Source organism: Micromonospora sonchi (assembly GCF_014646235.1).
GTDB lineage: Bacteria > Actinomycetota > Actinomycetes > Mycobacteriales > Micromonosporaceae > Micromonospora > Micromonospora sonchi.
Genome location: NZ_BMNB01000042.1, coordinates 1 through 13,168 on the forward strand (window position 1 = coordinate 1; position 13,168 = coordinate 13,168).

The window sequence follows — 13,168 nt, forward strand, 5'->3', positions numbered from 1 at the left end:
CGGGACATCAACGCGGCCGTCAACGTGCTCGCGGCGGGACGCGCCGAGAGCCCAAACGCCTGTGGAGCGCAGGTAAGACCGGCACCCGTGCCGGCACCGCGCCGTGAAGCAGGAATCCGCCCGGGCGGTGCGCGCCGTTCTGCGCGCAGCGCGGAGGGAATCCCCGCCCTTCAGGGCGGGGAGAACGTCAAGGGGCCTGAGCCTCGACGAGCCGCCAGCCCGCTGCGCCTGCGCGTGCCGTCCGAGGAGCGGCCGCCGCCGGTGCCCGCTGTCCCGTCTCGCGCCGAACCGGTGGTGACGACGGGTCCGGCTCACCGGACCGCCGCAGTGGCTCAGGCCAGCAGGCTCGCGGCGTGCCGGCCGGCCGCGGCGGCGGCCAGGAAGTAGGCGTGGTCGGCGTCCAGCCCGCGGCCCATCGTCGACAGCGGCACCGGGCTGCGGCGCAGCGCCGCGTCCAGGCCGGCGGTGTCCACCCGGAGCACGGCGTGCCGTCCGGCCAGCGGTGCCAGCGCGGCGTCGACGTCGGCGGCCAGCGCCGGGTCCAGGCCGTCGGGCACCACCAGCTCCGCGCGGGCCAGCGCCACCCGGCCGTACGCGGTCAGGCTGTGGTGCGACACGCCCCGGTGCCGCGGGCGCGGGTCGGCGGCGGAGATCCGCAGCGAGCCGACCGGCCGCCCACCCAGCGTGGCGACGGCGTTGACCGCCTCGCCGACGGCCACCCCGGAGAAGCCCCAGCGGGTGCCGGTGCCGAGGTTGCCGGGGCCTTGCGCCACCACCGCCACGTCGGCGTGCAGCACGTGCCGGGCCGCGAGCAGGCCGCTGTGCAGCGTGGAGGCTTCCAGGTCGCCGCCGAACGCCTGCCCGACGCTGATCGTGCCGGCCAGTTCGTCGCGTAGGCCGGCCAGGGTGCGGGAGAACCAGGCGGGCAGCGCCCCACCGTCGGTGAGCAGGTACGCCACCCGGGCGTGCGGGGCGTCGGCGAGGATCCCGGCCAGGATCGCCGGCAGCGCCGAGTGCAGGTCGGCGGTCACCACCGGCAGGCCGGCGAGGTCTTCGGCGGCGGCCAGTGCCTGGTGGTGCGGCGAGGCCGGCTCGTCGACGCCGAGCAGGATCGGCTGTAGCGGGGTGTAGCGGGCCTTGACCAGGTGACCGGCGTCGCGGGAGTCGAGGGTCTGCGGCGGATCCGGCGGCAGCCGGTCGGGCAGCGCGACGACCAGCGCGTACCCGCCGGTGCCCAGACCCATCAGCAGCGCGCCGACGTTGAGCAGCACCCGGTCGCCGGCTTCGGGCTCGCCGACCAGTTCCGGATATGCCAGGGCCCGCATCGTGCCGCCCCCGGCGACTTCGACGTCCAGTTCGACCGCCCCGGCCCATCGCCGCCGCAGTCCCGCCACCGTCCCCACCCGCCATCGCACCACGACCCGCCACGCTAGCCCCCCACCCCACCGGGGTGCCGCGCCGGGTGCCGTGCCGCCCCCGGTCACCCTCGCCGATCTTGCACTTTTGTCGGCACAAAAACGATCAGAGAGGGCATTTCGGCGACCGAAAGTGCAAGATCGGCGGGGTTGGATGGGGGCGTGGGTTGGAGGGCCGGCGCGGGTGCGTGTGGGGGATGGCGCGGCTGCTAGCGTCTACGGGGTGTCGCGCAGTCGCACCGAACGCCTGGTCAACCTGGTGATCTGCCTGCTGTCCACGCGGCGGTTCCTGACCGCCGCGCAGATCGCCGCGACCGTGCCCGGTTACGAGCACGACCCGGACGACGCCCGTGAGCACGAGGCGTTCCAGCGCAAGTTCGAACGGGACAAGGCGGAGCTGCGGGAACTCGGCGTGCCGCTGGAGACGGGGACGGCGAGCGCCTTCGACGTCGAGCCCGGCTACCGGATCGCCCGCCGGGAGTACGCGCTACCCGACATCCCGCTCAAGCCGGACGAGGCCGCCGCGGTCGGCATCGCCGCGCGGCTGTGGCAGCACGCCGGGCTCGCCGCCGCCGCGTCCTCCGGGCTGGCGAAGCTGCGCGCCGCCGGGGTGGACGTGGATCCGCAGGCCACGCTCGGCCTGGAGCCGATGGTCACGGTCGACCCGGCGTTCGCGCCGCTGACCGCTGCCGCCCGCGACCGGCGTGAGGTGCGCTTCGACTACCGGGTGCCGGACCGGGACGCGCCCGACGGGCGCCGGCTGCAACCGTGGGGTGTGGTCTGCTGGCGGGGCCGGTGGTACGTGGTCGGCCACGACCTGGACCGCGACTCCACCCGCTGCTTCCGGCTGTCCCGGGTGGTCGGCCCGGTCCGGGTCACCGGCGCGGCCGGCGGTTACCAGCCGCCGGTCGGAGTCGACCTGATCAGCCATGTGGCCCGCTGGTCCGGCCCGGTCGAGCGCGCCGGCCGGGCGACCGTGCTGGTCGCTCCGGGACGGGCCGCCGGGCTGCGCCGCTGGGCGGTGGAGGTCACCGCCCGGCCGGAGGCGGATCGGCTCGTCCTGCCGTACGCCGACGCCTGCTCCCTCGCCCGGCATCTCGTGGGTTACGGCCCCGACGTGCGGGTGCTCGACCCACCAGAGGTACGCGAGGCGGTCATCCAACGGCTCAAGGAGATCGCCACCCGGCACGACGCCCTGGCGGCGGTCCGATGAGGGCGCAGTCGCGTACCTCCGCCGACCGGCTGGCCCGGCTGCTCAACCTGGTGCCGTACCTGCTCGCCCGACCGGGGATCGAGATCGCCGAGGCGGCCGGCGACCTGGGCGTCACCGAGCGGCAGCTGCGCGAGGACCTGGAGTTGTTGTGGGTGTGCGGGCTGCCCGGCTACGGCCCGGGTGACCTGATCGACATGGCCTTCGACGGCGACCGGGTGACCATCACCTACGACGCCGGCATCGACCGGCCGCTGCGGCTCACCCCGGACGAGGCGCTCGCCCTGGCGGTAGCGTTGCGGATGTTGGCCGAGGCGCCGGGCGTGGCGAACCGGGAGGCCGTCGAGCGGGCCCTCGCGAAAATCGAGGACGCGGCCGGTGACCTGGTCGCCGCGCCGGTGGAGGTGCGGCTGCCGGGCGACGCCGGCCGGGTGGAGCAGTTGCGCGCCGCGGTGGAGGGTGGTCGGGCGTTGCGGATCACCTACTACACGGTGGCCCGGGACGAGACCACCGAGCGGGTGATCGATCCGCTGCGGGTGCTGTTGGTCGGCGGCCGGACGTACGTGGAGGCGTGGTGCCGACGGGCCGAGGCGGTGCGGCTGTTCCGGGCCGACCGGATCGACGCCGTCACCGAGTTGGACGAGCCGGCCGTGGTGCCGCCGCAGGCCCGCCCGCAGGACCTGAGCGAGGGGGTGTTCCGGCCCTCGTCGGACCTGCCGTTGATCACGCTGCGGATCGGCCGGGGCGAGCGCTGGATCACCGAGTACTACCCCTGTGAGCAGGTGGAGTCCGACGGCGAGCGGTGGCTGGTCTCGCTGCGGGTCACGGATCTCAACTGGGCTCGGCGGTTCGTGCTCGGTCTCGGCCCGGACGTCACCGTCGTCGCCCCGGCGGAGCTGGCCGACCAGGTCCGGGACGCGGCGGCGGCGGCGCTCGACGCGTACGCGACGCCGGAGCCGACCGGCGTGGACCCGGCGGCCGCCACGCTCAGGCAGTAGGCTGGCGGCCGTGCTGAAGTGGATCGTGCTCGCGCTGGTGCTGGTGCCGTTGGTCGTGCTCGTGCTGGCGGTCCGACCCGTGCTGGCGCGGCTGCCCCAGCTGCGCCGGGCGGTGCTCGGGCTGCACCGACGGGCCGACGAGGCGGCCGCGCTGCGCGCGGCCGCGGAGAGCCTCCAGCAGCAGGCCGAAGGATTGCAGGGCCGGCTGGCGACCACCGAGCAGCAGCTCACCCTGATCCGCGCCCGGCGCGGCGGCTGACTGCCGGCTCGGTCGGGCCGGCGACCGCCGGCTGACCAGGCGATGCGGTCCGGTTTCGGCCATGAAGATCCACCAGACCGGTTGACGGGACGCGCGCGATTGGTCAAGACTTCACCCACCGGTACCGGCCACCACGGTTCCGGCGGGTGGCAACGGCCCTGGGCACACGTACGATGGGCTGCGGAACACCCCGTTGGCACAACCGACTGGAGCTTCACATGGGTGCCCTCAGGCCCTGGCACATCGCCGTACTCGTGGTCGTGCTGATCCTGCTCTTCGGCGCGAAACGGCTCCCCGACGCGGCGCGTTCCCTGGGCCGCTCGCTGCGCATCATCAAGGCCGAGACCAAGAGCCTGGCCGACGACGACCGCGACCTCGCCGAGAAGGCGGACGCGCAGTCCGGCTACCAGCCTCTCCCGCCGCAGCAGGCGCAGCAGCAGCCGTACCAGGGCACGGTGCAGCAGCCGGTCGTCGACCCGGTGCAGCGCGTCCGCGACAACTGAGCGAGGGGCCCGACCACCGTGGCCTTCGGTCTCCGTAAGCGTGCTTCAAGCAACTTCGAGCGGGCCGCCGACGGCTCGATGACGCTCGTCGAGCACTTCCGCGAGCTGCGCACCCGGTTGTTCCGGGCGTCGCTGGCGATCGTGGTCGGGCTGATCGGCGGATTCCTGTTCGCCCAGCCGGCGTTCGACCTGCTGAGTCAGCCGTACTGCCGACTGCCCGGCATGATGGTCGACGGCGAGTGCCAGAAGTTCCTGATGCTCGCTCCCGCCGACGGCTTCATCCTCAAGCTCAAGCTGGCGCTCTGGATCGGGTTGATCCTCGGCGCCCCGGTCTGGCTCTACCAGCTGTGGGCGTTCATCGCCCCCGGGCTGCACCGCAGCGAGCGCAAGTGGGCGTACGTCTTCGTCGCGATCGCGGCGCCCCTGTTCGCGGCCGGCGCGGTGCTCGCCTTCTTCGTCGTGGACAAGGGTCTGGCGTTCCTGCTGGACGCCGGGGTCACCGGCACCGACTCGCAGCTCGAGGTCACCCGCTACATCTCCTTCGTCACCACCATGATCCTGCTGTTCGGGGTGGCGTTCGAGTTTCCGCTCACCCTGCTGATGCTCAACTTCACCGGGGTGGTGAGCGCCCGGCGGCTGCTCAGCTGGTGGCGGGTCGTGGTCTTCATCTGTTTCGCGTTCGCGGCGGTGGCCACCCCGGACCCGGGCCCGTTCGGCATGACGCTGCTGGCGCTCTGCCTGTGCCTGCTCTACTTCATCGCGGTCGGGGTGGCGTTCCTCAACGACAAGCGCAAGGGACGCGGCAAGGAGATCTACGCCGGCATCGACGACGACACGGCCTCCCCGCTGGAGTTCGACCGGGAGCCGGTGAAGGCGGGGCAGCCGGTCGACAGCGCCGGCCTGATCGACGCCCCGGAACCGGTGCCGGCTCCCAAACCGATCGAGCGTCGCTACGACGACGTGACCTGACCGGTCCCGACTGTGCCGAACGCCGCCCCGCCGAGGGCGGCGTTCGCCGGTACGGCAGCCCCACGCGCGCGGAAATTCATCCTTCCGCCAACTGGACAGGGCCGGCGGGCCGGCGGGTAGCGTGCTCGCCGTGACCGCAGACGATCATCTCTCCGCTGGTGTGCCGGCCGACGGACCCGTCGCCGTGCTGGCCAACCCGACCGCCGGGCGCGGCCGGCACCGGGGACTGCTGCCGGACCTGCTGGAGCGGCTCTCGAGCGCCGGGCGGCCGGTGCGGCTGCTGACCGCGGGCAGCGCGGACGAGGCGGAGGCGGCCTGCCGCGCCGCCGTCGCCGAGGGCGCCGGCGCGCTGATCGCGGTGGGCGGCGACGGTACGGTGCACCGGGCGATGCAGGCGGTCGCCAGCACCAACGTTCCGTTCGGGCCGGTCCCGGCCGGCACCGGCAACGACTTCGCCGTGGAGACCGGCTTCCCGGCTGAGCCACGGGCGGCGGTGGAGGTCATCGCGGCGGCGCTGCGGCAGGGACGTAGCCGGCCGGTCGACCTGGCCCGGATGACCGGCGCCGACGGCACGGCCCGTTGGTACGGGGCGGTGCTCGCGGCCGGCTTCGACGCCATCGTCAACGAGCGGGCCAACCGGATGCGCTGGCCACGTGGCCCCCGCCGCTACGACCTGGCGATCCTGGCGGAGCTGGCCCGGCTGCGCCCGCGCCGGTACATTCTCACCCTCGACGGCGAGCGGCTCGAGGTCGACGCGGTGCTGGTGGCGGTTGGCAACTGCGCCAGCTACGGCGGCGGCATGCGGATCTGCCCGGACGCGGACCCGACCGACGGGCTGCTCGACGTGGTGGTCGGCGGCCGGTTCGACCGGCGCACGCTGATCCGGGTCAAGCCGCGCATCTACGCCGGCACCCACGTCACCCACCCGCTGGTGCGCACCTACCGCGCCCGCACCGTGACCGTCGCCGCCGCTGGTATCACCACCTACGCCGACGGCGAACGCTCCCTCACCCTCCCGGTGACCATCACCGCCACCCCCGCCGCCCTCCACCTCCTCCGCTGACCCCGCCCCTGCCCCTGCCCGCCCTCTCGCCCGCCGATCTTGCAGTTCTCGTCGGGGCGTAAGCCGCGAACCGCCCGTACCGGCGACCAAAAGTGCAAGATCGCGAGCGGGAGAAGGGTGGGGTTTGGGGCTTGGGGTCAGGGATGGGTCAGGTCGAGGATGGAGCCGAGGCCGTTGGGACGGCCCGGGGAGGCGGCGGGCAGGATCAGGGCGGCGCAGCCGGCCGCCACGGCACCGGCGTCGGCGGGGGTGTCGCCGACCATCAGCGTCTGCTCCGGGTCGACGCCGAGCATGCCGCAGGCCCGCCAGAAGATCGCCGGGTCCGGCTTGCAGCGGCCCACCTCGTATGACAGGACGAAGGCGTCCACCAGGTCGGCCATGCCCCAGGCGTCGAAGAACGGCCGGATGTCGAAGCCGATGTTGCTGACCACGGCCACCCGCACTCCGGCCTGGCGCAGCGCGGTCAGGGTGGGCTTCGTGTCCGGGTAGGGCATCCATCCCGCCGGCACCAGCACCCGCTCGTAGAGCGCCTCGGCGAAGCCGTCGATACCGGCGTCGATCGTCGCGGCCAGCCCGGTGTACGCGCCCCGGTGGGCGTGCTCGTAGAGGTCCCGGTCGGCCCACAACTCGGCCAGCCCGGGCGGCACCCGGGCGGGCAACGGCCCACCGGCCCGGCCGGCGGTGAGCAGCCGGTCGGCCAGCGCGGTGGCCCGGACCCGGTCCAGTTGTACGCCGCACGTCGCCGCGGCGGCCAGCACCCAGTCGCGGGGCTCCTCCACCTGGGCGAGCGTGCCGTGGAAGTCGAGCAGCACCGCCTGCACGGGCCGGCGGGACGGGCCCGGCTGGGCGGCGCCGCGTACTGCGTCGGTCGGTTCGGCATGATCCGGCACGTCGTGCACCCTACCGACCCGCTCCGGTCGCCTTGGCGGACGGCCTTGCCGGGTGGCCGCCGACGGCACGCACTAATCTTGGTGGCATGTCGAGCCCCGCCGAGCGGTATGCCGCGGCGCGCCGCCGGGCCGCCCAGGTCGCACAGTTTCCGGCGCTGGAAGAATTCACCTCCGATGTGGGGTTCGACCTCGACGACTTCCAGCGGGAGGCGTGCCAGGCCCTGGAGCGGGGCAGCGGCGTGCTGGTGTGCGCCCCGACCGGTGCCGGCAAGACCGTGGTCGGCGAGTTCGCCGTACACCTGGCGCTGCGCGGTGCCCCCGGGCGGCCGGCGCCGGCCGACGGCGCCCGCCGCAAGTGCTTCTACACCACCCCGATCAAGGCGTTGTCGAACCAGAAGTACCACGACCTGGTCGACCGCTACGGCGCCGACCAGGTGGGGCTGCTGACCGGCGACAACGCCATCAACGGCGACGCCCCGGTGGTGGTGATGACCACCGAGGTGCTGCGCAACATGCTCTACGCCGGCTCGGCCACCCTCGAGGGCCTGGCGTACGTGGTGATGGACGAGGTGCACTACCTGGCCGACCGGTTCCGGGGCGGAGTGTGGGAGGAGGTCATCATCCACCTGCCCGCCTCGGTGACGCTGGTGTCGCTGTCGGCGACGGTGTCCAACGCGGAGGAGTTCGCGGACTGGCTGATCACGGTGCGCGGCGAGACCACGGTGGTGGTCAGCGAGCACCGGCCGGTGCCGCTGTGGCAGCACATGCTGGTCGGCAAGCGGATGTTCGACCTGTTCCACGACGCCGACGCCGCCCGCAAGCACGACGTGCACCCGGAGTTGCTGCGCTACACCCGGGAGACGATGCGCCGCCTCGATCTGGGGGAGGGGCGCGCCGCCGGCTGGGGCGGGCGCCGGGGGCCACGCTGGCGCGGGCCGTCGCGGCCGGACATCGTCGCCCGGCTGGACCGCGAGGGGCTGCTGCCGGCGATCCTGTTCATCTTCAGTCGGGCCGGCTGCGACGCGGCGGTGCAGCAGTGCCTGGCGGCCGGGCTGCGGCTGACCTCGCCCGAGGAACGTACGGAGATCCGTCGGGTGGTGGAGTCCCGGGTGACGGCCATCCCGGGTGAGGACCTGTCGGTGCTGGGCTACTGGGAGTGGCTCGACGGGCTGGAGCGCGGGCTGGCCGCGCACCACGCCGGGATGCTGCCGGCCTTCAAGGAGGTCGTCGAGGAGCTGTTCGTCCGCGGGCTGGTCAAGGCGGTCTTCGCCACCGAGACCCTCGCCCTGGGCATCAACATGCCGGCCCGCTGCGTGGTGCTGGAACGCCTGGTCAAGTACAACGGCGAGGCGCACGTCGACCTGACGCCGGGGGAGTACACCCAACTCACCGGGCGGGCCGGGCGCCGGGGCATCGACGTCGAGGGGCACGCCGTGGTGGTGTGGTCCCCGGAGACCGATCCGCGGCACGTGGCCGGTCTCGCCTCCACCCGCACGTACCCGCTGCGGTCCAGCTTCCGGCCCTCGTACAACATGGCGGTGAACCTGGTCGGCAGCGTGGGCGCGGAGCCGGCCCGGGCGTTGCTGGAGTCGTCGTTCGCGCAGTTCCAGGCGGACCGGTCGGTGGTCGGCCTGGCCCGGCAGGTGCAGCGCAACACCGAGACCCTCGAGGCGTACGGGGTGGAGGCGGCCTGCCACCACGGTGACTTCGACGAGTACTTCGCGCTGCGGGTGGCCATCGCCGACCGGGAGCGGGCGCTGGCCCGGCAGGGGCAGAGCCAGCGCCGGGCCGCGGCGGTGGCGTCGCTGGAGCGGCTGCGCGTGGGTGACGTCATCCGGGTTCCGTCCGGGCGGCGGGCCGGCTTGGCCGTGGTGCTCGACCCGGCGGCCGGTGGCTTCAGCGAGCCCCGTCCGTTGGTGTTGACCCAGGACCGGTGGGCCGGGCGGGTCAGTCCCGCCGACTTCACCGCCCCGGCGGAGGTGCTGGCCCGCATCCGGGTGCCGAAGCACTTCAACCCCCGTAACCCGGCGGCCCGACGAGACCTGGCGGCGCAGGTCAGCGGCACCGGCCTGGACCGGCACAGCCGCCGGGGCTCCCGGGGCCGGCGGTCGGGGGAGGACGACCAGATCACCCAGCTCCGGGCCGAGCTGCGGCGGCACCCGTGCCATGCCTGCCCGGAGCGGGAGGAGCACGCCCGGTGGGCGGAGCGGCGCCGCCGGCTGGAGCGGGACACCGAGGAACTGCGCGAGCGGGTGGCGGGCCGGACGGGGTCGCTGGCGCGTACCTTCGACCGGATCGTCGCGCTGCTGACCGCCCGCGGCTATCTCACCACCGAGGGCGCGGTGACCGACGCCGGCCGGATGCTCGGGCGGATCTGGACCGAGGCCGACCTGCTCGTGGCGGAGTGCCTGCGCCGGGGCGTCTGGGACGGCCTGTCCCCGGCCGAGTTGGCCTCCGCCGTCTCCGTGGTGGTCTTCGAGGCCCGCCGCGACGTCGACGAGCGGGCGTCGCTGCCGCGCGGCGCGGTCGCCGAGGCGGTCGACGCGACGCTGAAGCTGTGGAGTGAGATCGAGGCCGACGAGGCGTCCCGGGGTTTGGCCGTCACCCGCGAGCCGGACCTGGGCTTCGCCTGGCCGGTCTACCGCTGGGCCCGGGGCGAGGCGTTGGCGAAGGTGCTGGCCAGCGGGCACGAGTTCGACGGCGAGATGCCGGCCGGCGACTTCGTCCGGTGGGCCCGGCAGGTGGTGGACCTGCTCGGCCAGGTGGCCGACTCGGGCGGCGCCTCGACCGAGTTGCGGGCCACCGCCCGGCAGGCGATCGGCGCGGTGAACCGGGGCGTGCTGGCCTACCACTCGCCGGCCTGACCGGCAGCCACGGTGGCCCGAGCGGCACTGCTCGGGCCACGACCGGTTGCGGAAAGTGTCGTACCCGGTACTCAGGATGTATTCATGGCCGTCCCCGCCCTCACCCCGCGAAACGTCCCGCCGCGCTCGCTGCCCCTGCGCGAGGCGCGCACCCGACTGAGTCAGCTCGTCGCGATGGCGGAGCTGACCGACACCGTCACCGTGGTCACCCGCGACGGTGATCCGCGGCCGGTCGCCGCGATCGTGCCGGCCGGTGTGGTCCGCACCGCCGCCCAGGCCCGCGCCGACGCCGACCGTCTCACCGAGGTCACCGCCGGCTGGTCCCGGCGCCTGGAGGCCCAGCGTGAGCAGAGCGCCCGCCGTCACGCCGCCGAGCTGCGCGCGGTGACCGCGGCGCTCGCCGAGCTGTGGGCCGAGCTGGATCGGCGCTTTGCCCCGGGCAGCGATCCGGCGCTGGCCCGGCTACGCGCGGCCCACGCCGACCTGCTCGCCGACTGACCCTGCCGCCCACGGCACCATCCGACCTGCCGCCTGGCGCGCCGGGCCGACGGCGGGTCGGGGCCGGAGCGTGCCCGCCCTTAGGGATCAGCGGTGCGCCGGGCGAGTTCTGCCACACGTGCGGCGGGCGGATTGACCAGCCACTGTCCGGCGACGTGGACGGTGGGTACGGTCTCGTTGCCGTCGGCGACGGCCCGGACGGCTGCCGCTGCGGCCGGGTCCTGCCAGATGTCCACCTCGGTGAACGTGACCTTGCGCCGCCGCAGCTTCCGGCGCAGGAGGAAGCAGTACGGACAGCCGGGCCGGGTGTAGACGGTGACCGCTGGCTGGTCGGAAGTGTCGTTGCTCATCGGGTGCTCCGATCGGTGGGGTTGCGGGCGCGATCGTCGACGGCGGTGACCTCCGCCGGGCGCCGGCCGGTCAGCAGGCGGCGTGGGCCGCTGCCATCGTCCCCGAGCCGGTCATCGGGGTTACGCAGGGCGCAGGTGTTGATGGAGAGACAGCCGCAGCCGATGCAGTCGGAAAGGTCGTCGCGGAGGCGGGTCAGCTGGTCGATGCGGGTGTCGAGGTCGGCACGCCAACTTGCCGACAGACGGGCCCAGTCGTCTCGGGTCGGGGTGCGACCCTCCGGGAGCGCTGCCAGGGTCTCGGCGACCAGCCGCAGCGGTATCCCGACCCGTTGCGCGACCCGGATGAGGGCGACCCTGCGCAGGGTGTCGCGCGGGTATCGACGCTGGTTCCCGGTGGTCCGGCGGCTGCTGATGAGCCCCTTCGCCTCGTAGAAGTGCAGCGCGGTCACGGCGACGCCGGAGCGTGCCGAGAGTTGCCCGACGGTGAGTTCCTTGGCATCGAAGGGTGGCTTGGTCATGTCGAGATGCTATGACTTGACCTCGACCATAGTCGAGGTTGCACGCTCGGGCCCATGACGAAACAACTGGCCGGTGTGCGGCTGGAGCGGGTGGCCGGGCGGCGGGAGTGGATCGGTCTCGCGGTGCTCGCCCTTCCGGCCCTGCTCGCATCCCTCGAACTGACCGTGACGCACCTGGCGCTGCCCACGATCGGCACGGATCTGACGGCGAGCAGTACGCAGCTGTTGTGGATCGTCGACGTGTACGCGTTCCTGCTCGCCGGATCCCTCATCACCATGGGCGTGTGGGGTGACCGGATCGGTCGCCGGCGCCTGCTGCTGATCGGGGCCGCCGGATACGGTGTCGCCTCGATCGGCGCGGCCTACGCCCCGACGGTCGAGCTGCTGATCGGTGCCCGGGCGGTGATGGGAGTCGCCGGCTCGACCCTGATGCCGGCCACGCTCTCCCTGGTGACGGCCATGTTCAGGCAGCCGCGCCAGCGTGCGGTGGCGATCGGGATCGTCGTCGCCAGCGTCTCGGGCGGCACCGCGATCGGCCCCCTGATCGGTGGTTGGCTGCTGGAGCGGTTCTGGTGGGGCTCAGTGTTCCTGCTCGGGGTGCCGATGATGATGCTGCTGTTGGTGGTCGGACCGAGGCTGCTGCCCGAGCGCCGCGACCCGGCCGCCGGCCGGCTGGACATCGTCAGTGCCCTGCTCTCACTGGCCGCGGTGCTGCCGGTGGTCCACGGGCTCAAGCGGATCGCCGCCGAGGGTGCCCACGTGACCTCGCTGGCTGCCGTCGCGGTGGGCCTGGCCTGCGCAGTCGTGTTCGGGTGGCGACAGCGCGGCAAGGCCGATCCGTTCATCGACCTTCGGCTGTTCGTCAACCGGGAGTTCAGTGTCGCCGCGGCGACACTGGCGGTCGGCATCTTCGTCCTGTGGGGATCCAACTACGCCGTCGCGCAGTACCTGCAACTGGTGCACGGTTTGTCGCCGCTCGCGGCGGGCATGTGGACCGCGCCGTCCGCTGCCGGGGTGATCGTCGGATCCACGCTGGCCCCGCGGATCGCCCGCACGGTCCGTCCCGCGTTGGTCACCGCGGTGGGGCTGGCCGTCGCCGCCGTCGGATACGGCGTGCTCACCCAGGTGGAAGTCGGTGGGCTGGCCACCCTGGTGGCCGGGACCATCGTCGTGTCCGCCGGTCTGGGGCCGATGATGGCCCTCGCCACCGACATGGTCGTCGGGGCCGCCCCTGCGCAGCGGGCCGGCGCGGCGGCGGCGATCTCCTCGACGGCGCCACAACTCGGCGGGGCGTTCGGCATCGCGATCCTGGGCAGCGTCATCACCGCGGTCTACCGGCAGGACATGGCGGTGGATGTCCCCGCCGGCGTCCCCGACGTCGCGGCGGCCGCCGCGCGGGACAACCTCAACGCCGCGATGGTGGCCAGCGGTCGCCTTTCCGAAGGGCTCGGCGACCAACTGCTCGGCACCGCCCGGGAGGCGTTCACCCACGGATTCCAGCTCATGGCGGCGGCGAGCGCCGTGCTGATGGTGGTCACGTCGCTGCTCGTGATGAGCGTCCTCGGCCGTGCCCGCCGGTAGCGGCCTGGCCCCGCCGGGCCGGTCACGCTTGCGTCACAGAGTGTCAGCTA

The 13,168-nt window shown here is 73.7% G+C and carries 13 protein-coding genes; 9 read left to right on the top strand and 4 right to left on the bottom strand.

Features of this window, described 5'->3' with window-relative positions:
- Nucleotides 1-332: 332 nt before the first annotated feature.
- The gene (locus IEY61_RS28260) at nucleotides 333-1,418 is read right to left on the bottom strand and encodes a DUF3866 family protein (protein WP_189049790.1); all 1,086 of its coding nucleotides are present in this window, start codon (nucleotides 1,416-1,418) and stop codon (nucleotides 333-335) included.
- 220 nt (nucleotides 1,419-1,638) lie between these two features.
- Here IEY61_RS28260 and IEY61_RS28265 point away from each other — a divergent pair, with 220 nt between their 5' ends.
- The 6 genes from IEY61_RS28265 to IEY61_RS28290 all read left to right on the top strand — a co-directional run bounded on the left by IEY61_RS28265 (nucleotide 1,639) and on the right by IEY61_RS28290 (nucleotide 6,417).
- On the top strand, nucleotides 1,639-2,628 hold the full coding sequence (locus tag IEY61_RS28265) for a helix-turn-helix transcriptional regulator (protein WP_189049792.1): 990 nt from the start codon (nucleotides 1,639-1,641) through the stop codon (nucleotides 2,626-2,628).
- The gene (locus IEY61_RS28270) at nucleotides 2,625-3,623 is read left to right on the top strand and encodes a helix-turn-helix transcriptional regulator (RefSeq protein ID WP_189049794.1); all 999 of its coding nucleotides are present in this window, start codon (nucleotides 2,625-2,627) and stop codon (nucleotides 3,621-3,623) included. The genes IEY61_RS28265 and IEY61_RS28270 overlap by 4 nt, the downstream gene beginning before the upstream one ends.
- A 10-nt stretch (nucleotides 3,624-3,633) precedes the next feature.
- Nucleotides 3,634-3,882 (top strand): hypothetical protein, encoded by a 249-nt coding sequence (locus tag IEY61_RS28275; RefSeq protein ID WP_189049796.1) that lies wholly within the window; start codon nucleotides 3,634-3,636, stop codon nucleotides 3,880-3,882.
- Nucleotides 3,883-4,100: 218 nt separating this feature from the next.
- A complete protein-coding gene (gene tatA, locus IEY61_RS28280) occupies nucleotides 4,101-4,385 on the top strand; it encodes a Sec-independent protein translocase subunit TatA (RefSeq protein WP_189049798.1) in 285 nt (94 codons plus the stop codon).
- Between the two features lie 18 nt (nucleotides 4,386-4,403).
- Complete coding sequence (gene tatC, locus IEY61_RS28285; protein ID WP_189049800.1) at nucleotides 4,404-5,354, top strand: twin-arginine translocase subunit TatC; 951 nt, start codon at nucleotides 4,404-4,406, stop codon at nucleotides 5,352-5,354.
- A gap of 121 nt (nucleotides 5,355-5,475) precedes the next feature.
- On the top strand, nucleotides 5,476-6,417 hold the full coding sequence (locus IEY61_RS28290) for a diacylglycerol kinase (RefSeq protein ID WP_189049802.1): 942 nt from the start codon (nucleotides 5,476-5,478) through the stop codon (nucleotides 6,415-6,417).
- A 137-nt stretch (nucleotides 6,418-6,554) separates the two neighbouring features.
- On the opposite strand, the gene IEY61_RS28295 is transcribed toward IEY61_RS28290, so the two are convergent.
- Nucleotides 6,555-7,307, bottom strand: a complete 753-nt coding sequence (locus IEY61_RS28295) for an HAD family hydrolase (protein ID WP_229706519.1) — start codon at nucleotides 7,305-7,307, stop codon at nucleotides 6,555-6,557.
- Between the two features lie 86 nt (nucleotides 7,308-7,393).
- Here IEY61_RS28295 and IEY61_RS28300 point away from each other — a divergent pair, with 86 nt between their 5' ends.
- Together IEY61_RS28300 and IEY61_RS28305 are read left to right on the top strand one after the other, a co-directional pair.
- Nucleotides 7,394-10,171, top strand: coding sequence for a DEAD/DEAH box helicase (locus tag IEY61_RS28300; RefSeq protein ID WP_189049804.1), 2,778 nt, complete (start codon nucleotides 7,394-7,396; stop codon nucleotides 10,169-10,171).
- Nucleotides 10,172-10,255: 84 nt separating this feature from the next.
- Entirely contained in the window at nucleotides 10,256-10,669 is a 414-nt protein-coding gene (locus tag IEY61_RS28305; protein ID WP_189049806.1) for a type II toxin-antitoxin system Phd/YefM family antitoxin, read from the top strand.
- Nucleotides 10,670-10,749: 80 nt separating this feature from the next.
- Here IEY61_RS28305 and IEY61_RS28310 read toward each other — a convergent pair whose 3' ends face one another.
- Both IEY61_RS28310 and soxR read right to left on the bottom strand, forming a co-directional pair.
- The gene (locus IEY61_RS28310) at nucleotides 10,750-11,019 is read right to left on the bottom strand and encodes a glutaredoxin domain-containing protein (protein ID WP_189049808.1); all 270 of its coding nucleotides are present in this window, start codon (nucleotides 11,017-11,019) and stop codon (nucleotides 10,750-10,752) included.
- A complete protein-coding gene (gene soxR / locus IEY61_RS28315) occupies nucleotides 11,016-11,537 on the bottom strand; it encodes a redox-sensitive transcriptional activator SoxR (RefSeq protein WP_189049810.1) in 522 nt (173 codons plus the stop codon). Before soxR ends, IEY61_RS28310 begins: the two co-directional genes overlap by 4 nt.
- A gap of 54 nt (nucleotides 11,538-11,591) precedes the next feature.
- Here soxR and IEY61_RS28320 point away from each other — a divergent pair, with 54 nt between their 5' ends.
- Entirely contained in the window at nucleotides 11,592-13,118 is a 1,527-nt protein-coding gene (locus IEY61_RS28320) for an MFS transporter (RefSeq protein WP_189049812.1), read from the top strand.
- Nucleotides 13,119-13,168 lie beyond the last annotated feature (50 nt).

Bases quoted from the DNA above. Each gene is read 5' to 3' on its own strand.
- IEY61_RS28270 (WP_189049794.1), top strand. From the start codon at position 2,625: ATGAGGGCGCAGTCGCGTACCTCCGCCGACCGGCTGGCCCGGCTGCTC.
- tatA (WP_189049798.1), top strand. From the start codon at position 4,101: ATGGGTGCCCTCAGGCCCTGGCACATCGCCGTACTCGTGGTCGTGCTG.
- IEY61_RS28300 (WP_189049804.1), top strand. From the start codon at position 7,394: ATGTCGAGCCCCGCCGAGCGGTATGCCGCGGCGCGCCGCCGGGCCGCC.
- IEY61_RS28305 (WP_189049806.1), top strand. From the start codon at position 10,256: ATGGCCGTCCCCGCCCTCACCCCGCGAAACGTCCCGCCGCGCTCGCTG.
- IEY61_RS28310 (WP_189049808.1), bottom strand. From the start codon at position 11,019: ATGAGCAACGACACTTCCGACCAGCCAGCGGTCACCGTCTACACCCGG.
- soxR (WP_189049810.1), bottom strand. From the start codon at position 11,537: ATGACCAAGCCACCCTTCGATGCCAAGGAACTCACCGTCGGGCAACTC.
- IEY61_RS28320 (WP_189049812.1), top strand. From the start codon at position 11,592: ATGACGAAACAACTGGCCGGTGTGCGGCTGGAGCGGGTGGCCGGGCGG.